Consider the following 19,062-nt stretch of genomic DNA (forward strand, 5'->3'; position numbering starts at 1 on the left):
ACGGACGCCGTCCCCGACTGCCAGCCACACCGTCCTTTGATCAGTGGTTCGGCACCACCAACGGACGTCGTTCCCCGGTACCAGCCACATCGTCCTCTGGTTGGTGGTTCGGTACTCCAGGCGGACGCGCGCACTCCCTGCGGGCGGCACGCTTTCCGGGGTGAGCGAATCCCTTACGCGCCAGAGCAGTCCCCGGCACGGCAATTTCGGCATTACGGCGTACACCTGCATTCTGGTTTCAGTGCTCAGCCTGGTACTGGGCGCCCTGACCGCCTGGGCACAGAAGGTGCTGCCCTACGAACTCTTCTCGTTCGCCAACTCAGCCAACGGCTGGCTCCTGCTGATGGTGGCCCTCCTGGTGTGGGTTCGCGCCGAGGTAAGGCTTGCGGCCGTCCTGGGATCGGTCAGCGGGGTACTGCTCATGCTCGGCTACACGGCCGGACGCACCCTCTACTACGGCGAGACGTACGACCCCTGGCTCTGGACTCTGGCGGCAGCGCTGGCCGGTCCGTTCATCGGCGTAGCCACGGCCTGGCTGCGCGCCGGGGGTATCCGAGCCGCTCTGGGAACGGCCGCGCTGGCAGGGGTAACGATTGGCGAGGCCATCTACGGCGTGCGGTACGTCGGGGAGTCCACCAGTCCTGTGTACTGGGTGCTGAGCGGAGTGGCCGGTGTGGCCTTCCTGGTCGGCATGATGCTGCTACGGCTGCCGTCGTGGCGAGCGGCGCTGATTGCGGTGGTGGCTACCGCAGCAGTGATCGTGGTCTTCATTCCGGTCTACGGCACGGTCGGCACCTACGCCTGACGTGCACAGGACAGGACGTAAACAACGTGACGGGGGTACGACGCGGCGCGAATACTGCCGGGCGTGATGCTTCTGGTCCCGGGCGACCCACTGCGCCCCCGCCGTCCTGATGAGCACTACGCGGCCGAGGCGGCGCACGCCCGCGACCTGGGGCTGGAGGTGGTGTGCGTCGATCATGACGCGCTGGTCCGGGGTGATGCGCGCTCCGTGGTGGTGAAAGATGGCGGGCGGGCGCTGTATCGGGGGTGGATGCTCTCGGCGAGCCAGTACGCGGGGTTGGCGCAGGCGCTGGAGGCGCAGGGCGTGCAGATGGTCACCAGCGCCGAGGATTATCGGCGGGCCCACGAACTTCCCTGCTGGTACCGCGATTTGGCTTCCGTGACGCCGCAGGCCGCCTGGAGCTCGGACGACTCCCGGGAGGGCTTTGACCATGCCCGCAGCAGATTGGGCTCCGGGGCGGCGGTGCTCCGGGACTACACGAAGTCGATGAAGCACTACTGGCACGAGGCCGCGTTCATCCCCGACCTGGAAGACGCGCAGGCGGCGTGGAAGGTCGCCAGCCGCTTCCGGGAGCTGCGGGAGGACGACTTCACCGGCGGCTATGTGCTGCGCCGGTTCGAGGAGTTCGGGCCGGCTGAGGTGCGCACCTGGTGGGTCGGTGGGGTCTGTGTGCTGGCGGGCCCGCACCCCGACTCTCCCGAAGCGCTCCCCGCGGCCACCGTCGACACCCAGCCGTACGCGTCCATAGTTGGTGCTCTGGGTTTGCCGTTCGTGACTGTGGATCTGGCTCAGCGCCGCGATGGCGTCTGGCGGGTGATCGAGCTGGGCGACGGGCAGGTCAGCGACTGTCCGGCGAGCAATATTGCCGAGCTGGCAGGGCATTACGCGAGTCTGGGCTGAAAGCCGAAGGGGCGGCCCCCGGAAACCCGAGGACCGCCCCTTACGGATGGCTCAGACGTTCACCGGCTCCTTCGCCGACTCGGCCTCGCCCGCCGTCGCGCTCTTCTTGGCGGCGCGCTTGGCCGCCCGCTTCTCCTTGCCGCCCTCGACCAGCACGTACAGGCTGGGCACGAGCACCAGGGTGAGCACCGTGGCGGTGGTCAGACCGCCGATCACCACCACCGCGAGCGGCTGGGAGATGAAGCCGCCGTGCCCGGTCAGGCCCACCGCCATCGGCAGCAGCGCGAAGATCGTGGCCAGGGCGGTCATCAGGATCGGGCGCAGCCGGTGCCGGCCACCCTCGACCACCGCCTGGTTCAGCGGCATCCCCTCGCGCCGGTACTGGTTCACCAGGTCGATCAGCACGATCGCGTTGGTGACCACGATGCCGACCAGCATCAGCATGCCGATCAGCGCCGCGACGCCCAGCGGGGTGCCGGTGACCAGCAGCAGCAGGATCGCGCCGGTGGCCGCGAACGGGATCGAGACCAGCAGCACCAGCGGCTGGACCAGGCTGCGGAAGGTGGCGACCATGACCACGAAGACGATCACGATGGCCGCCAGCAGGGCCAGGCCGAGCTGACCGAACGCCTCGCCCTGCTCGGCCGAGGCCCCACCGATGGTGTAGCTGGCGCCGGCCGGCAACTCGAGGCCCTTGAGCTTGCTGGTGACCGCGCTGGTGGCCGCCCCCAGGTTGTCCGGGTTGGTCGGGGTACCGCTGACCGTGGCGCTGCGCGCGCCGTCGATCCGGGTGACCTGGACCGGGCCGGGCACGGTGCTGACCTCGGCCAGCTGGCCCAGGTTGACCGGGCCCCCGGCGGTCGGGATCTGGATCTTGCGCACCTCGGCGACCGTGGCCGGGGCCTCGGTACCGCTGCTGATCACGACGTTCTGCTGCACCCCGTCGATGGTCAGCTGCCCGGCCTGCGAACCGCGGAAGGCGTTGGCCACCAGGCCACCCACCGCCTGCTCGGTCAGCCCGGCGCCGGCCGCCTTCTCCGGGTCGACGGCGACCTCGACCCGCGGGATCTCCTCGGACAGGTCGCTGGTGACGTCCTTGAGCTCGCTGACCTCGGCGACCGCGGCCCGCACCTGCTCGGAGGCCTCGGCCAGGACGTCCTGGTCGCCGGCCTGGACCTGCACCTGGATGTCGCTGGCGCCGAACCCGGCCTGGGCCCCGCCGACCACCACGTCACCGGCGTCGCTGAGTGCGGCGACCTTCTTCTCGAGGCGCTCGGTGACCGCCTCGATGTCGGCGTCCTCGTTGACGGTGAGCGAGAAGGTGGCGGAGTTGGCGTTGCCGCCCAGGCCCGGGATCATCCCGCCGCCGACGGTGACCTGGTAGGAGTCCAGGTCGCCCTCCTCAGCGAGCACGCCCTCGACCTTCTCGGCGGCAGCATCGGTGGTCTGCAGGCTGCTGCCGACCGGCAGGGTCTGGGTGACGTTGATCGTGTTCTGGCCGGACTGGTCGAGGAAGTTGGTCTTCAGCAGCGAGGCCATGCCCAGGGTGGCGGCGAAGATCACCACCGAGGCCAGGATGACGCTCTTGCGCCAGTTCACCGCGAAGTGGATGACCGGCACGTACATCCGCTGCAGGAAGCTCTTTCGTTCCTTCTCCTCGGCCGCGGCCCGGATCTCCTCGGCGTGCTCGAGTTCCTCGGCGGTCGGCTGCTTCAGGAACCAGAAGGCCAGCACCGGGACGATGGTGAGCGAGACCAGCAGCGAGGCCAGCAGGGCCACGCTGACGGTGATGCCGAACGGCTGGAACAGCTCGCCGATGATCCCGCCGACCAGGGTCAGCGGCAGGAACACGGCCACCGTGGTGATGGTCGAGGCGGTGATCGCCCCGGCCACCTCGCGCACCGCGGTGGTGATCGCGTGGATCTTCTCCTCGCCGTACTCCAGGTGCCGTTTGATGTTCTCCAGCACCACGATCGAGTCGTCCACCACCCGGCCGATCGCGATGGTCAGACCGCCCAGCGACAGCACGTTCAGCGAGATCCCGTCGACCCACATCACGATCAGCGCGGCCAGCACCGACAGCGGGATCGACACGGCGGTGACCAGGGTGGAGCGGATCGAGGTGAGGAAGACCAGGATCACGATCACGGCCATCACCAGGCCGAGCACACCCTCGGTGGCCAGCGACTCCACCGACTGCTCGATGAACGGCGCCTGGTCGAACACGGTGACCAGCTGGGCGTCGGTGCCCAGGGCGGCCTGCCAGTCGTCCACGCTGTCCTGGATGGCGTGCGAGATGTCGACCGGGTTGCCGTCCGGGGTGGAGGTTACCGAGATACCCAGGCTCTCGGCGCCGTCGGTGCGGGTCAGCGAGGTGGGCGGCACATCCACCGACTCGACCTCGGCGATGTCACCGAGCGCGACCGCGCCGACGTAGACCTTGCGCAGCTGCTCGATCGTCGAGATCGCGCCGCCCACCTGCACGGTCAGCGACTGCGAGCCGTCGGCCACCGAACCGGCCGGGATCGCGGTGCCCGCGGCGGAGAGGGCGGCGCTGATCGCCTGGCTGTCGACGTCGGCCTTGGCCATCTCGGTGGGATCGGGCGTGACCACGATCTGGCGGTCCGGGGCACCGGTGACCTCGGCCGAGCGCACCCCGTCGATCTCCTGGATCTCCGGGATGACCAGCTGCTCGATCTTGTCGGCCAGGGCCGTGGTGTCGCCCCCGCTGCCGGCCGAGGCGGACAGCAGCACCGCGGGCAGGAAGTCGTCGGTGCTGCCGGCCAGGACCTGCGGGTCGGCGCCCTCGGGCAGTTGCGAGCTGATCCGGGTGATCGCCGTCTGCATCCGGTTGCTGGCCTGGTCGATGTTGGTGCCGTAGTCCAGCTCGACCTGGACGGTGGCGAAACCTTCCGAGGCGGTGGAGACCACGCCGGTCACGCCCGGGACGCCGCGCACGGCTCCTTCGAGCGGCTCGACCAGCTGCGACTCCACGGCGTCGGGAGCGGCGCCGGAGTAGGTGGCGGTGACGAACGCCGCCGGGAACTCCAGGGAAGGCAGCAACTGCTGCTTCAGCGAGGGGATGGCCATCAGGCCGAACCCGGTGATGGCGATCGACACCAGCAGGACCAACGCGCGGTTGGCCAGGCTGAGTCTGGTCAGAACAGACATGCCTGCTCTCTCAGTCGAAAGATGGGGTGGTCAGGTGCCGGGTTCGGCGTCTTTGCCGGTGGTCGTGACGGGGTCGGGAAAGCCGTTGCGCAGCAGGTCGAAAGCTTCGCTGAGCAGCATCTGGGGGTCGCCCGGGCCACCCGCGGAGTGCCAGCGCACCATCGTGCTGTGCAGGGTGCAGGCCCCGGTCAGGGCCAGCAGAGCCGGGAAAGGGTGGTCGCAGGGCACCGCGACACGCTCGGCGATCGCATGCGTGAGGTCGCGGATCACCGACTCGCCGCCGGCCATCATCCGCGGGAACAGCGAAGGAGTACGTTCCAGCACGGCCATCCGCAGGGTGAACAGCTCCGGATGGTGGCGGATCTCCTCGACCTCGCCGTGCAGCGCCTGGTACAGGGCCTGCAGCGCAGTGAGCTCGGCGGGCGCGGAACGGATCTGCTCGCAGATCCGGGCGATGTCCTCGGCCGGATCGCCGAGGATCGCGTCGTCCTTGGTGGCGAAATAGTTGAAGAAGGTGCGCTCGGAGACCCCGGCGGCCTCACTGATCGCCTCGACCGTGACGTGCTCGATCCCGTGCTCGGCGGCCAGGGTGAGGGCGGCCAGGGTGAGGGCCTTGCGGGTGGCGCGTTTCCGGCGCTCGCGCAGGCCGAGTGGCGGCTTGTCCCCGGGGCTCACAGCCACACCTTAGGGACGAACTTGCAGAGCCTGCAAATTTGCAGGCTCTGCAAGTTTGCTCGCTCAGCTGGGTTCGGGCTGGGTGTCCTCGGCATAGGGGTCACTGACGGCATCCTCGGCCTCCGGATGTTCTTCCGGCTCAGGAGCGTCTTCGGCCAGTTGCTCGCGCAGGTAAACCCACAGCACCGCCACCATCCCGGCGACCGGCACGGCCAGCAGGCTGCCGACGATGCCCATCAGGCTGCCGCCCAGGGTCACGGCCAGCAGCACCACCGCCGCGTGCAGGCCCAGGCCCCGGCTCTGGATCATCGGCTGGAAGATGTTTCCCTCCAGCTGCTGCACCGCCAGGATGATGCCGAGCACGATCAGCGCCGCGGTGAAACCGTTGAACACCAGCGCGATCAGCACTGCCACGAACCCGGCGAACAGCGCCCCGACGATCGGGATGAACGCGCCCAGGAAGGTCAGCACGGCCAGCGGCAGGACCAGCGGCACCCCGACCGCCCACAGCCCGATGCCGATGCAGATCGCGTCCAGCGCCCCGACGAAGGCCTGCGAGCGCACGAACGAGCCGAGCATGTTCCAGGTGCGGGTGGCCACGATCGGCACGTCGACGGCCAGGCGGCCGGGCATCTGCTGGGACAGCCAGGGCAGGAAGCGGTGGCCGTCCTTGAGGAAGAAGAACATCAGGAACACCGCGAGCACGGCGGTGACCACACCGTTCACGATCGTGCCGACCCCGGTCAGGGTGACGCTGATGATGTCGCTGACCCGCTCCTGCACCTGGGCAATGCCGGCGTCGATGCCCTGGGTGATCTGGTCGTCGCCGATGTTCAGGGGCGGTCCGGCGGCCCACTCGCGGGCCTGGTCGATGCCCTCGGTGACGCCGCTGGCCAGCTCCTCGGCCTGGGATGCGACCGGCACCACGATCAGCACCAGGGCGCCGACCACCACCAGCAGGGCCAGGATCGTGGTGACGGTGGCGGCCAGGACCGCGGGCCAGCCGTGGTTGCGCAGCCAGCGCGAGAGCGGCTCGGTCAGCGTGGTCAGCAGCAGCGCGATCACCACCGGCCAGACCACCGACCAGGACGCGTTCAGCATCCGCAGCAGGATCCAGATCCCGACCAGGACGACGAGAAGTTTGGCAGTGGCCCAGGCAGCAGTGGTCAGCGCGGCGTTGGCCTTGGCAGCGCTCAATGATCGTGACATCAGGGCGGAGTCTGCACGGGTGACGTGGACGGCGCATCCTTGACAGGCCCGTTTCGCGTGTGTTTTCGGGTACGTCGTGCTCTGAACGGGTCACCGCCCCTTGACATCCAAGGGGCGGTGACCGATCGGATCACTTTCCGGCCACGCCGGGCGTGCTGCCGGGGCGGACGATGAAGCCGTGGTTCTTCTGGGTGCCGGCTGCGTCGTCCACGGTCCAGAACGTGTTGACCTGGTTGGCGTTGAAGACCAGGGCGAACCCGTTCTCGCTGACGCCGGGGGCGATCGCCGGGGTGCTGGTGTGGTCGATGCCCAGGCCGTTGCCCAGGCGTTTGAACACCCCGGTCTCCGGCTTCAGGCTCCAGAGCAGATTGTCCCCGGCGTTCTGGAACACGATCACCGGTTCACCGTTGCGCTGGCGGGTGATCACCGGGTCGGTGCCGTTGGCCACGGTCGCGCGCATGGCGCGCCCGACGCCGCTGCGGTCGACGAAGAACAACGTGTTGGTGCCGTTGGCGCGGAACGTGCCGATGGTGTTGGTGCTGGTCACGGCCACGATCGACGGGCTCGAGGCCGGGGCCGCGCCCAGTCCGCCGCCGAACTTGTACCGCTGCGTCTGGCGGCCGGACGAGGTTTCCCGCCAGTTGAACGACCACAGGTGGCCGTCCGCGTCGTTGGTGAACACCACCATCCGCCACGGTCCCTCGACCGTGATCGCCGGGCTGGTGCCGGCCTGGACCACGAATCCGGTGTCCATCATCCGGTCGGACTCGTCCACGACCACCAGGTGGCTGTCGAACGAGCGATGGAACGCGATCACCGGCTTCGTGCCGATCGAAGCGACTGCTGGTTTGGTGTAGTACTTCACGCCCGGACCGCCGGCGACCAGGCGGGCCCCGGTATGGGTCCCGACCGAGCGCAGCACCCCGTTACCGTCGGCGAAGATCGCCTCCACAAGGCCGTTGCCCGGATGCCGCACCACGGCCGGCCCACCGCCCCCACCGCGCACCAGGAATCCGGTGTCGACGTTGGTACCCCCGATGACCCGGCGCAGTGTGTTGTCCGGAGCCACGAAGTAGGCCTCGGTGATCCCGGCGGCCTGGGCCGGTGACACCCCGATCGGCGCCAGCACCGCCGCCAGCATCAGCGCCAGCAGAATCAGCACCCGGCCCCGGTATCGATGAATCTTCATGATCACCCTCCTGATCGGCCACCCACCTCGGGTGGTCCCGACTTCAAGGGCGTGCCACGGGTTGTGCCACGTCTGTGCCACCTACCCCGGCAGCAGAGCTACCCCGGCAGCGCAGGCCTGGGCTCCAGCACCACCACCGCCGTCGGCACCGGCCGCTGGGCCGCGTACGCGTCCAGATGCCGGTCGATCTCCAACGACGCTGCCCACAACCGCTCGCGTTCCTCCCCGGTGGCTTCCCTCGCCCGTACCGGCCGACTGCGACCGTTCAGATCGGACGTCTCCACCGAGGCCTCGGGCTGCGCGCGCAGATTGAGCAGCCAGGCCGGATCGTGTGGCGCCACCCCGTTCAGCGCCAGCACATACAAGTTCGGCCCGTCCACCTGATAGGTCAGCATCACCGCACGCGCCTGTCCGCTGCGCCGGCCGACAGTGGTGAGCCGGAGCATCCCCCAGCGACCCGCTTGCGGCAGCCGGATGCCGGCCCGCCCGCCGCTGAGAACGAAGACCTGCCGGTGCAGGCGCCAGAACCCGCGCATGAGCCAGCGCGGTGGAAGTTTTGGAGCTCTACCCGTCGTGGTTGCCATCAGTACCCCTTGATCGGCGTCCCCCACGACGCTAGGTCCTGACAACGATTGCGAACATCAGGGAGCCCCCTGAATGAGTTCACTGGCAAGGGTATTGAGGTAAAGCCACTCCGGGATACCGGTGGCCATTTCGTCCACAATCGCACGGCACCACACCCACGGCGGTATTGGCAGCACACACTTGTGCTGCCAATACCCCTATGCGTTGCCGTGGTGGACTACCCCGCCATCGAGGGACGCAACTCGATCGTCCCGCCCGGCTGAGCGAACTGCGCGGCAATCTCCTCAGCGCGCTCCCGGGTAGCCGTATCGATCACGAAGAACCCCGCCAACTGCTCCTTGGTCTCCGCGTACGGACCATCCGTGGCCAGGTACCCCTGCGGCTGCCACGTGTACACGCTCGACGTCGCCGGCGCCGCGAGCGCCTCCGCGCTCACCAGCTCCCCTGACTCCGACAGCTCACCCAGCAGGTCCTCGAACGCCTTGTCCGCCGCCACATGCTCCTCAGTCGGCAGCGCCTTGCCCTCCGGGGTATATCGGGACGTGGGGTGGCCCCAGGGATCGGGATTGGAGTGGATCAGGATGACGTACTTCAAAACACTCTCCCTGTCAGTCGTCCGACGCGGCCCAACTGCCGCCTCACCCTCAGCTCGGACTGAGACCCACGATCGAGAAGAAGGCCGTGACCACGGCGAACCCTCGTCCGCCGTGTCATGACTACGACTGGCGTGCGCCGGCACATTCATCGGTGCCCAGCGGCTGGGATCATGGGGCATGACCGATTCCCGCCCGGAGCTCGACTCCAGCGAAAGCCTGCGGGCCGCGCTCCTGGGCGCGGCCGTCCAGCAGGATCTCGACCTGGGCGAGGTTGTCCTCGAACCGGATGTCCAGGTGCCATACGCCGGAGTCACCAGCCTGCTGGCGGAGCGTGAACCGTTCTGGGTTGCTCTCCTGTGGCCCGAGCAGGGCCTGTTCAGCTACGAAGGCTGGGGCCAGGGCATAGAACTGCTGACCGACGACACGGACGATCTGGCCGAGGTCGCCCGGATCGCGGCCGGCTGGCGCCGGGGCCTGCCTCTGCGCGAGATCCAGCAGACGGCTCCCTCTCTCCAGATCAGCGAACTGGCCGAGGCCCACGAACGAGGCCCGGCCCACGTCGTCGATCTGAGGTGGCGAAACCTTCTGACCGGCCTGCAGAAAGACACCGTCTCCGCCGACCCGGGCATCCGGGCCCGGGGCCAGGATGCGCTACCCCTGGCGGAGGCCGCGGCCGCCGAACCGCAGCTGCGCCAGCTCTCGCCCTACCTCAGCCACTACACGCTGCATTTCTCCCGCTGCACCGGTCAGCCTCCCACCGCCGACGTCCCCTTCGTCGTCCCCCTGGGTGAGGACTACGAGGTCCGCGGCAACTGGACCATCGACCGCTTCCAGACGTTGGGCCGTGCTACCACCGCCCAACAGGCTGTCGCTCTGGTGCTGAACCATCTACCACCGCGCTGCGGGCCAGCTGTGTCCGGAACCAGCGAGACGTTCGCGGGCTGAGCCTTAGCGAGCCGACCGGACGCCGAACTCGTGCCCGCTCGGCGGGGGTCCGGCCAAGCTGGTCGACGGCTTGAAAGTGCGACCTTCCGCGACCAGGATGAAGCCGTGTCGAATCCGCTGTACGGAACGCCCGAGGCACCGAAAGATGCTGATCCGCAGGGTGTTCAGGATGAACAACCGGCACCGGTCTGGGGAACTCCCGGTGCCGCAAAGCAGCCCGTCGTCATCAGCGGCATCAGCTGGGACAAGTTCAAACGGAACCGGCCCGCGCAGATCCTGACCGCGCTCGCCTCCGGCGCTCTGCTGTTCGGTGGCGGCGCTCTGCTGGCCGGCTCCGTGTCCGGCGAGCCCTCGGACGACAACCGGCAGTGCCACCTGCTTCCGTTCAGCGAGGTCGACCGGGCGCTCGGGGGTTCGGCCGGCTACGACGAGTCCCGGATCGACGCCTCGCGCTGCGTCTGGCATTCCGGCCAGGCCCGGCTCACCCTGAGTGCCAGCTGGCTCACGAGCATGGATGCCAAGTGGCGGGATCGGCAGCTGGCCCAGGACGTGAAGGCGGTCGAGGACGGACGGTTCGAGGAGGTGGACGGGATCGGCACCTACGCCACCTGGAACCCGGTCGCCGAGACCCTGACCTGGCGTACCACCGAGCAGATCTTCTACCTCGAGTTCGACGACCTCGCGCCGTCGGCGGACAACCCCACCCGGCAGAAGGCCGTCGACCTGGCGAACGTGGCGCTGCGCAACCAGGACGCAGCCCGTGCGGCGATCGACGACTGAGACGGATCGGTCAAGCACGATTTAAAGCATCGTGAAGTCCTGCCCGGCGAGCTCCGCCTGATTCCAGCGTTCCCGCTGGTCAGGGCTGGGATAGGCGCTGGGGATGGGACTTTTGCCCTACGGAAGAGGTCCAGAAACCGATCTAGGCTCAGCCACCATGCCCTCCCTGACGAAGCGCACCACGGCTCTCCTGGCCGCGGCGGCCGTGGCCCTGACCGCGTCCGCCACCGCGGCGACCGCGGTCAACCGCTCCTCCACCGACACCTCCGCGAAGGTGAGTGCCGCCGCCGCGGCGCCCGAAGCGTCCATTGGTACTGCCGCCAAGAAGAAGGACGCGATCGGCGGGCCCAAGAAGGGCGCCGCGCTGTGGAAGCAGAAGGGCATCACGAAGCAGCTGAAGAACTCGGGGGTGTCCTGGTACTACAACTGGGCGCCCCAGCCCAACGGGGTGAAGGCGCCCAAGGGCGTCGACTTCGTGCCGATGATCTGGGGCAAGGACTCGGTGACCAAGGCCAACCTGGCCGCGGCCAAGAAGCACGGCAAGCAGAGCAACACCCTGCTCGGCTTCAACGAGCCGGACCTGGGCGAGCAGTCGAACATGACGCCCCAGCAGGCTCTGGACCTGTGGCCGCAGCTGGAGAAGACCGGGATGCGGCTGGGCTCACCGGCCGTGGCCTGGGGCGCCGACCAGGACGGCAAGTGGCTGGACCAGTTCATGAAGGGGGCCAAGAAGCGCGGCTACCGGGTCGACTTCATCACCCTGCACTGGTACGGCTCGGACTTCCGCAGCGCCCAGGCCACCAACCAGCTGAAGCAGTACGTGACCGCCGTACGCAAGAAGTACCCGAAGAAGCCGATCTGGATCACCGAGTACGCGCTGATGAACTTCGGCGCGGGCCAGAAGTTCCCCTCGGCCACCAACCAGGCCAACTTCGTGAAGAAGTCCACCGCCATGCTGAACAAGCTGAAGTACGTGGAGCACTACAGCTGGTTCGCCTTCCCGACCTCGACCAACGGCCAGGACGAGACCGGGCTGTACCGGCCCGGCGGCGCGATCACCAAGCCGGGCAAGGCCTACCGCGCCGCCAAGTAGGACGTATCTTCAGGATCACCACTCCTGAAGCAGAACGGCTCCACCCTTGATCCTCGAGAACGCCCCCGCCGCGGTGACCTGGCTCGTCCTGGTCACCGCGGCTTTGTGCGCCGGCTTCGCCAAGACTGCGGTCGGCGGGATCGGCCTGTTCACCGTGGTGCTGGCCGCCACCGTGATGCCGGCCGCGGAGTCCACCGCGGCCGTCCTCCTGCTGTTGATCATCGCCGACGCCTGCGCGGTGGCCCGCTACCACCAGCATGCCGACTGGAAGCTGATCCGCCAGGTGGTGCCCGCAGTGCTGCCCGGGCTGCTGGTCGGCACCGCGCTGCTGGCCGTGCTCCCGGACTCCCTGCTGCGCCGGATCATCGGGGGCATTCTGCTGGCGATGGCCGCGCTGCAACTGCTCCCCCGCACGCCCAGGCCCTCACGGGGTACAGCCGTCGCGACCGGACTGGCCGCCGGCGCCTGCACGATGATGGCCAACGCCGCCGGGCCGGTGATGTCCCTGTACCTTCTGGCCCGCGGCCTGGACAAGCGCCGGTTCCTGGGCACTTCGGCCTGGTTCTTCGCCGGGGTCAACCTGTGCAAGGTACCTTTCGCCGCCGGGCTCGGGCTGTTCGACGGCGAGATGCTGGTGCGCACGCTGATCCTGGCGCCGGCCGTCCTGCTGGGGGCCTTCCTGGGCGTGAAGCTGGTGGACCGGCTGAAGCAGAGCGTGTTCCAGCGGGTGGTGCTGGGCGCTACCGCCGTGAGCGCTTTGGCCTTGATCCTGCTCTGAACAGACGCTCGGCCCGTTCTTGAGCATCGGCCGGAGCTGCCGATCGCAGGCGCTCAGACAGCTCTCGGGGCAGCTGAGCGATGTCCCGGGTCTGCTGGGGACGGCTCTTCCACCCGATCAGGTGACGAGCCGCCCCGGCAAAGTGCGGGGCAGCAGCTTGCGGATGCTGCAACGCCGTAATGATGTGGGCGATCGGTACTTCCCTCAGCAGGAGCTCGGGAATACCTTCGTGCAACGGATATCCGCTGTACCGGCCGCTGCCCGCGGCATGCCAGGCCAGCAGATCGAGCACCCCCTCGACCACATCCGGGTACGTCTGCTTCAGCTTCGCCTGAACATTCCCGAGACGCTCGCCGGACAGCATGACGCCGTCGCGGGAGGCGGCCAGCATCTGATCGGTCAACCCGGTCAGGGCCGGTGGAACGGCCATGACCCAGTCTGCCTCCTGTTCGGCCCAGACCTGCTGCCGCGCCTGGTGCTGCTCGACGTAGCGCAGTGGCCCTGGCATGCCGTGCCGATCCAGCCAACTCAACAGCGCCGGGCCATCCACCAGAACGGCATCGGTCTCGAAAGGCTCGTAACGCAAAGTCGTCCCGTGATGGAGGCTCACCGACCCCAGCGACCGGCCCGCCCCGTCCATAAGCTCAAAACGTACGTCACCCATGCACATACAGGCGAAGTCGGACAGCCCTTCGATCGCCAGGGCCGTGCGCAGACTGCTCCGCTCGGCCGGATCACTCAGATCCACCTCGACCGTTCCGGCCCCCTCCTGCGCGACCTCGCTCAACCGCACGAGCCGAGCCGAACTCACCAACCGGTCGATCTCGAGCACCGCAGCCGTCATGACCCACATTCTGCCCGAGGTCCGGTAGTTCGTGACCCCGCGCAGCCATCAGGCCAGGGCCGCCACGAGCAGCGAGATCAGCCGTAGTAGGCGGCCCGCATCAGTTCCTGCATGTCCTCCAGCATCGGCATCCGCGGGTTGGCCGGGGCGCACTGGTCCTCGTAGGCGTTCAGGGCCTGCTGCGGCAACGAGGCCAGGAACTCCTCCTCGACCACCTGCAGGGCCTGGAACGAGGCCTCGATCCCGACCTTGCGCCGCAACTGCTCCACCGCCGCGGCCAGCGCCTCGACCGGGTCCTCGCCCTCCAGGCCCAGCATGCCCGCGATGTCGGCGAAACGTTGCGGTGCGCGATAGTTCTCGTACTTCGGCCAGCCGGACAGCTTGGTCGGCGCACTACCGTTGTACCTGATCACGTGCGGCAGCAGCACCGCGTTCGTCCGGCCGTGAGCAATGTGGAACGTGGCGCCGAGAGTGTGCGACATGGCGTGCACGATCCCCAGAAACGCACTGCCGAAGGCCATCCCGGCAATCGTCCCGGCGTTGTGCATCCGCTCCCGGGCCTCGCTGTCGTTGCCGGTCACCGACTTCTCCAGGTTGCCGAAGATCAGCCGGATCGCGTGCAGGGCCAGCCCGTCGGTGAAGTCGTTGGCGTACACCGAGACATAGGCCTCGATCGCGTGGGTCAGCGCATCGAAACCACTGTCCGCGGCGATGCTTCGGGGCATGCTCGCGGTCAGTGCCGGGTCGACGATGGCCACGGTCGGAGTGAGGGCGTAGTCGGCCAGCGGGTACTTCTTACCGGTCCGCGGGTCGGTGATCACCGCGAACGGCGTCACTTCGGCACCGGTGCCCGACGTGGTGGGAACACAGACCAGACGGGCCTTCTCACCCAGGGCAGGGAAGGCGAAGGCGCGCTTGCGGATGTCGAAGAACTTCTGCCGGGTGTCGTCGAAGTCCACCTCGGGGTGCTCGTACTTCAGCCACATCACCTTGGCCGCATCCATCGCCGAGCCACCACCCAGGGCGATGATCGTGTCCGGCCGGAACGAGCGCATCAGCTCGGCGCCGCGATCGACGGTGGTGGTCTGCGGTTCCGGCTCCACGTCGTCGATGATCTGCAGCACCACCTGGTCGGCCCGGCGCTGCAGCACCTGGCTGATCCGCTCGACGAAGCCCAGCCGGGTCATCGTGGCGTCGGTGACCACCGTGACCCGGTGCACGTCAGGCATGTCGGTGAGGTAGCGGATCGCGTACGGCTCGAAGTAGATCCGGCTGGGCACCTTGAACCACTGCATGTTGTTCGTGCGCCTGCCGATCCGCTTGATGTTGATCAGATTGACCGCCGAGACGTTGTTCGACACCGAGTTCCGGCCGTAACTGCCGCAACCCAGAGTCAGCGACGGCAGGAACGCGTTGTACATGTCGCCGATCCCGCCCTGCGAGGCCGGAGAGTTCCAGATCAGCCGCACGGCCTTGACCCGGGTGCCGAATTCGACGGCCAGGTCCCGGTCCTCGGTGTGGATCACCGCGCTGTGGCCCAGGCCGTGGAACTCGACCATCTCGGTGGCCGCCCTCAGCCCTTCCTCACGGCTGCCGACCTTGAGTACCGCCAAGACCGGGCAGAGCTTTTCGCGGGTCAGCGGTTCGTCCGGTCCGACCTCGGCAACTTCGGCAAGAATGACGGACGTTTGCGCCGGGATCTCGAAGCCGGCCTGCCGGGCGATCCACTGGGGAGAACGACCGACGACGTCGGGGTTGAGTTTGGCTTCGCTGCAGGCGGTTCCGTAGGCGCCGGCACCGAAGACGAACTCCTCCAGCTTCCGCTTCTCGTCGGCGCTCGCCAGGTAGGCGTGCAGGTTGCGGAACTCCTGCAGCGCCTCGTCGTAGATCTCCTGGTCGATGAGCGCGGCCTGCTCGGAGGCACAGATCATGCCGTTGTCGAAGGACTTCGACAGCACGATGTCGTTGACCGCGCGCTTGAGCTTGGCGCTCTTCTCGATCCAGGCCGGAACGTTGCCCGCGCCGACGCCCAGCGCCGGCTTGCCCGCCGAGTAGGCGGCCCGGACCATGCTGTTGCCGCCGGTGGCCAGGATCGTCGCAATGCCCGGGTGGTGCATCAACGCGGTTGTGGCGGCCACCGAGGGATTTTCGATCCACTGGATGCAGTACTCCGGCGCCCCGGCCGCCACCGCCGCATCCCTGACCGTGCGTGCGGCCTCAACACTGCACTGCTGCGCGGAGGGATGAAAGGCGAACACGATCGGATTGCGCGTCTTCAGAGCCAGCAGGGCCTTGAAAATGGCTGTCGAGGTGGGGTTCGTGACCGGCGTGATCCCCGCGACCACCCCCACCGGATCGGCGATCTCGGTGACCCCGGTGATGTCGTCCTCGCTGATCACCCCGACCGTGCGCAGCTTCGCCATGCTGTGGGTGACGTGCTCGCAGGCGAAGATGTTCTTGACCGCCTTGTCCTCGAACACGCCGCGGCCGGTCTCCTGCACCGCCAGCTGGGCCAGCGCCGCATGCCGGTCCAGCGCCGCCACCGAGGCCTTCTTGACGATGTGGTCGATCTGCTCCTGGTCGAAGTCCTGGTACTGCTCAAGGGCTTTCAGCCCGGACTCGACCAGGGTGTGAACTTCGAGCGGGGTTTCGTGCTGAACGGCGGCAGTCATGCTTCACCTCAGCTGTTGTGTGATGCCGTCTGTACCCCTCAATCCTCGGGCGGGGCGGCGGCCAGCCGGATGAGTCCGTGGTCCCCCGCCGGTCGGCGCAAGTCCCGTCACTCTGACGAGAAACGGCCCGGCACCTCTGGACGAGGGCCGGGCCGTTGCGCTCGTCTTGCGCTACGAGACCACCAGAGCGAACGGCATCGGCCCGCCCAGCGCGATGTAGGCCAGCGGGAAGCTGATCACCGTCAGGAAGGTGGTGATCGCCTTCTCGATCGGGCCGCCGGTCTTCACCCCGAACCCGATCCGTTTCTTGTTACCGCCCAGCGTGGCCGCCGCCCAGGGAACCCCGCCGCAGAGGAAGTCCGCCGCCAGGTGCGAGCCCCAGGCCGCTGCGGCCGCCATCAGGAACCAGTCCAGGTCCGGGGGCATCACCAGACTCAGGGCGAACAGCGCGGCCGCCACGAGCTCGGGCATGTGCGTGATCCCGCGGTGCCCGCCGGGGATGAACTTGGCCATCCACCCACCCTGGTCCACATCGGGAGACCAGTCGTCGGCGCACATGCTCGAGGCGACGATGCAACCGGCCAGCACGTGCTGCCAGCCCAGGTCCCAGCGACCGATCAGTTGTTCATAAGAGCAGACGCCAAGCCAGGTTGCCTGTGCGGCGGCTTGGTGGCCGAGCCTGTTCATGTGGTGCTCGATCTCCGTTTCCTGGTCGTCCCTCCGCTTCCTTGATCCAAAGCGGGGACTGCCAGTGCACCAGATGGACCTTTTGCCCTTGTAACGGGGGTAGGGGCCAGCTACTTGCGCAGCGCGCGGCCAGGTAGTGCGTCGGTACGGGCACCGTCCGTGATCACTGGAGCTCCGGCGACGAAGACATGCGGAATGCCGACGGCTGGCCGGCGGGGTTCGGCGAAGGTAGCGCCAGCGGCGACCGTGGATGGGTCGAAGAGGACGAGGTCGGCCGCGGCGCCGACCTTGATGACGCCGCGGTCGGTGAGGCCGAGGCGGCGGGCCGGGCGCGAGGTCAGGTGGGCTACGCACTCCTCCAGGCTGAGCACTCCCTCCTCGCGGACGTAGTGACCTAGGTAGCGAGGAAAGGTGCCCCAGGCGCGCGGGTGGGGTTTGGCGCCGACCAGGAGGCCGTCGCTGCCGCCGCAGTGCTGGGGGTGGGCCATGACGGCTCGCACGTTTTCCTCGTGGCCTACGTGCTGCAGGATCGTGGTGCCCAGGCGGTCGCGGCGCAGGATGCCGACGAAGACGTTGAACGGAGGCTGACCGGTGTCGACGGCGATCTGAGCGATGGTGCGGCCGACCAGGGCGGTGAGTTCGTCGTGGCGGACGCCGGAGATTTCCAGGGTCTCCCACTCGGCGATCACCCCATGACAGCCGTCCGAGCCCGTGACCTCGACGGCGTGACGGATGCCGGCCAGCTGTACCGGATCTTCGAGGCGCTGCAGGGTTGCGACCGGCCCACCCGCCGAAGCCCAGCTTGGCAGGACGGCGGACAACGTCGTGGAGCCGGGCAGATAGGGGTAGGTGTCCAGCGTGACGTCGATACCGTCGGCGAGCGCCGCATCGACGAGGGCCAGGAGGTCGGCGCCTCGGCCGGCGTTGACAGCGAAGTTCATGGTGGCGTGGGTCAGGTGCAGCGCGGCGCCGGATCGGCGAGCTACCTCGACAACTTCTGCGTACGCCTCCAGCGCACCCCTGCCGTAGGAGCGCTGATGTGGGGCGTAGAAGCCACCGTGGGCCGCGACGACCTCGCACAGGGCAACGAGCTCGTCGGTGTCCGCGTACATCCCCGGTACATAGGTAAGGCCGCTGGACATCCCGAACGCGCCCTCGCGCATGCCCTGGTCCACGAGCTGACGCATGCGCTGTAGCTCCAGTTCGCTACACGGCCTGTTACCGGTACCCACGGCCAGCATCCGTACCGTCCCCTGAGGCACGAGATAACAGACGTTGACCGCGGCACCTTGGTCGACGCGATCGAGGTATTCCCCCACGCTGCGCCACGACCAGTCGATGTCCGGGATGCCGTTCCATCCCGCCAGCTGTTCGCGCAGCACGTCGAGGGTGGCTTCGTCGGCCGGGGCGTAGCTGAGCCCGTCCTGCCCCAGCACTTCGGTGGTAACCCCCTGCGTGGTCTTCGCCAGGTGCTCGGGATCGGTCAGTACAGCCAGATCGGAGTGGGCGTGCATGTCGATGAACCCCGGGGCCAGAACCAGACCGCCGGCGTCGAGCACACGCGCCCCCGCCGTCATTCCTACCTCCCCGAGCTCAGCGATGCGCCCACCCACTAGTAAGGCATCCGCCCGACGTGCTGGCCTACCCGTACCGTCCGCCAGGAGCGCCCCACGTACCACCACGGGCTCAATGTCACTAGCAACCAAGGTGCTCACTCCTATGTGGTTGCGGCCGATGCTCTCGGGGGTCGGCCTTCAAATGGGGGACGCATCTGGTCGGGTGACACGGGTCGATTCAAGTGTCGCTGTGGGTTTCCAAGTCCCTGTAGGTCCCCAGGAGCAGAGTGAGCCACCGGTCCGCGGCGACCACCCCTTCTGGCACCCACCATTTCTGGCCGGTCTTCTCAGCCTGGAAACCCGGCGCGCGATTGCGGGCGGAAGCAGACCAGGGGTGCTTCGGACGCGTACACCTGGTACAGCCGGTAGCTGGAGTACCAGGTGTACTCAACGCGAGGCTTCGTCTCCGCGAGTCGATCACGAGGCCGGAGCCAGGTGCTCTACGTCCTGGGCGTGGTTGGCCAGACTTGCGTGGTGACTGCTCAGACCCCCACCCGGGGGCGTTCTTAAATCACCC

The 19,062-nt window shown here is 68.0% G+C and carries 16 protein-coding genes; 6 read left to right on the forward strand and 10 right to left on the reverse strand.

Annotation, left to right across the window (positions count from 1 at the left end):
• The first annotated feature begins 160 nt into the window (after positions 1-160).
• Both LR394_RS06190 and LR394_RS06195 read left to right on the forward strand, forming a co-directional pair.
• Positions 161-805: a DUF6518 family protein gene (locus tag LR394_RS06190; protein WP_231439416.1), complete on the forward strand. Its 645-nt coding sequence runs from the start codon at positions 161-163 to the stop codon at positions 803-805.
• A gap of 63 nt (positions 806-868) precedes the next feature.
• Positions 869-1,705: an ATP-grasp domain-containing protein gene (locus LR394_RS06195; RefSeq protein ID WP_407936990.1), complete on the forward strand. Its 837-nt coding sequence runs from the start codon at positions 869-871 to the stop codon at positions 1,703-1,705.
• 51 nt (positions 1,706-1,756) lie between these two features.
• Here LR394_RS06195 and LR394_RS06200 read toward each other — a convergent pair whose 3' ends face one another.
• The 6 genes from LR394_RS06200 to LR394_RS06225 form a co-directional block, all read right to left on the reverse strand.
• Complete coding sequence (locus LR394_RS06200; protein ID WP_231439417.1) at positions 1,757-4,876, reverse strand: efflux RND transporter permease subunit; 3,120 nt, start codon at positions 4,874-4,876, stop codon at positions 1,757-1,759.
• 30 nt (positions 4,877-4,906) lie between these two features.
• Positions 4,907-5,551 carry a TetR/AcrR family transcriptional regulator gene (locus LR394_RS06205; RefSeq protein ID WP_231439419.1) on the reverse strand — a complete coding sequence of 215 codons (645 nt, stop codon included), beginning with the start codon at positions 5,549-5,551 and terminating at the stop codon, positions 4,907-4,909.
• Between the two features lie 63 nt (positions 5,552-5,614).
• Entirely contained in the window at positions 5,615-6,760 is a 1,146-nt protein-coding gene (locus LR394_RS06210; RefSeq protein WP_231439421.1) for an AI-2E family transporter, read from the reverse strand.
• Between the two features lie 130 nt (positions 6,761-6,890).
• On the reverse strand, positions 6,891-7,949 hold the full coding sequence (locus LR394_RS06215; protein ID WP_231439423.1) for a hypothetical protein: 1,059 nt from the start codon (positions 7,947-7,949) through the stop codon (positions 6,891-6,893).
• Positions 7,950-8,047: 98 nt separating this feature from the next.
• Positions 8,048-8,533: a nitroreductase/quinone reductase family protein gene (locus tag LR394_RS06220; protein WP_231439424.1), complete on the reverse strand. Its 486-nt coding sequence runs from the start codon at positions 8,531-8,533 to the stop codon at positions 8,048-8,050.
• A gap of 218 nt (positions 8,534-8,751) precedes the next feature.
• On the reverse strand, positions 8,752-9,129 hold the full coding sequence (locus tag LR394_RS06225; RefSeq protein WP_231439425.1) for a YciI family protein: 378 nt from the start codon (positions 9,127-9,129) through the stop codon (positions 8,752-8,754).
• A gap of 178 nt (positions 9,130-9,307) precedes the next feature.
• Here LR394_RS06225 and LR394_RS06230 point away from each other — a divergent pair, with 178 nt between their 5' ends.
• From LR394_RS06230 to LR394_RS06245, 4 genes are all read left to right on the forward strand, one after another.
• Complete coding sequence (locus LR394_RS06230; protein WP_231439426.1) at positions 9,308-10,075, forward strand: DUF6193 family natural product biosynthesis protein; 768 nt, start codon at positions 9,308-9,310, stop codon at positions 10,073-10,075.
• Positions 10,076-10,180: 105 nt separating this feature from the next.
• Complete coding sequence (locus LR394_RS06235; RefSeq protein WP_231439427.1) at positions 10,181-10,855, forward strand: hypothetical protein; 675 nt, start codon at positions 10,181-10,183, stop codon at positions 10,853-10,855.
• Between the two features lie 157 nt (positions 10,856-11,012).
• Positions 11,013-11,948, forward strand: coding sequence for a glycoside hydrolase family protein (locus tag LR394_RS06240; protein ID WP_231439428.1), 936 nt, complete (start codon positions 11,013-11,015; stop codon positions 11,946-11,948).
• Between the two features lie 46 nt (positions 11,949-11,994).
• Positions 11,995-12,726, forward strand: a complete 732-nt coding sequence (locus LR394_RS06245; RefSeq protein WP_231439429.1) for a sulfite exporter TauE/SafE family protein — start codon at positions 11,995-11,997, stop codon at positions 12,724-12,726.
• Here LR394_RS06245 and LR394_RS06250 read toward each other — a convergent pair.
• The 4 genes from LR394_RS06250 to LR394_RS06265 form a co-directional block, all read right to left on the reverse strand.
• Positions 12,689-13,570, reverse strand: a complete 882-nt coding sequence (locus LR394_RS06250; RefSeq protein ID WP_231439431.1) for a hypothetical protein — start codon at positions 13,568-13,570, stop codon at positions 12,689-12,691. The two genes, LR394_RS06245 and LR394_RS06250, sit on opposite strands and share 38 nt — an antisense overlap.
• Positions 13,571-13,647: 77 nt before the next feature.
• Positions 13,648-16,242 (reverse strand): bifunctional acetaldehyde-CoA/alcohol dehydrogenase, encoded by a 2,595-nt coding sequence (gene adhE / locus LR394_RS06255; protein ID WP_231439432.1) that lies wholly within the window; start codon positions 16,240-16,242, stop codon positions 13,648-13,650.
• A gap of 171 nt (positions 16,243-16,413) precedes the next feature.
• A complete protein-coding gene (locus LR394_RS06260) occupies positions 16,414-16,929 on the reverse strand; it encodes a hypothetical protein (protein WP_231439433.1) in 516 nt (171 codons plus the stop codon).
• Positions 16,930-17,039: 110 nt separating this feature from the next.
• Complete coding sequence (locus LR394_RS06265) at positions 17,040-18,506, reverse strand: N-acyl-D-amino-acid deacylase family protein (protein WP_231439434.1); 1,467 nt, start codon at positions 18,504-18,506, stop codon at positions 17,040-17,042.
• Positions 18,507-19,062 lie beyond the last annotated feature (556 nt).

This window comes from Kineosporia babensis (assembly GCF_021129305.1).
GTDB classification, from domain to species: Bacteria; Actinomycetota; Actinomycetes; order Actinomycetales; family Kineosporiaceae; genus Kineosporia; species Kineosporia babensis.

Coding starts and splice junctions, on each gene's coding strand:
- LR394_RS06200 (WP_231439417.1), bottom strand. CDS start 4,876: ATGTCTGTTCTGACCAGACTCAGCCTGGCCAACCGCGCGTTGGTCCTG.
- LR394_RS06210 (WP_231439421.1), bottom strand. CDS start 6,760: ATGTCACGATCATTGAGCGCTGCCAAGGCCAACGCCGCGCTGACCACT.
- LR394_RS06215 (WP_231439423.1), bottom strand. CDS start 7,949: ATGAAGATTCATCGATACCGGGGCCGGGTGCTGATTCTGCTGGCGCTG.
- LR394_RS06220 (WP_231439424.1), bottom strand. CDS start 8,533: ATGGCAACCACGACGGGTAGAGCTCCAAAACTTCCACCGCGCTGGCTC.
- LR394_RS06230 (WP_231439426.1), top strand. CDS start 9,308: ATGACCGATTCCCGCCCGGAGCTCGACTCCAGCGAAAGCCTGCGGGCC.
- LR394_RS06240 (WP_231439428.1), top strand. CDS start 11,013: ATGCCCTCCCTGACGAAGCGCACCACGGCTCTCCTGGCCGCGGCGGCC.
- LR394_RS06250 (WP_231439431.1), bottom strand. CDS start 13,570: ATGACGGCTGCGGTGCTCGAGATCGACCGGTTGGTGAGTTCGGCTCGG.
- adhE (WP_231439432.1), bottom strand. CDS start 16,242: ATGACTGCCGCCGTTCAGCACGAAACCCCGCTCGAAGTTCACACCCTG.
- LR394_RS06260 (WP_231439433.1), bottom strand. CDS start 16,929: ATGAACAGGCTCGGCCACCAAGCCGCCGCACAGGCAACCTGGCTTGGC.
- LR394_RS06265 (WP_231439434.1), bottom strand. CDS start 18,506: ATGACGGCGGGGGCGCGTGTGCTCGACGCCGGCGGTCTGGTTCTGGCC.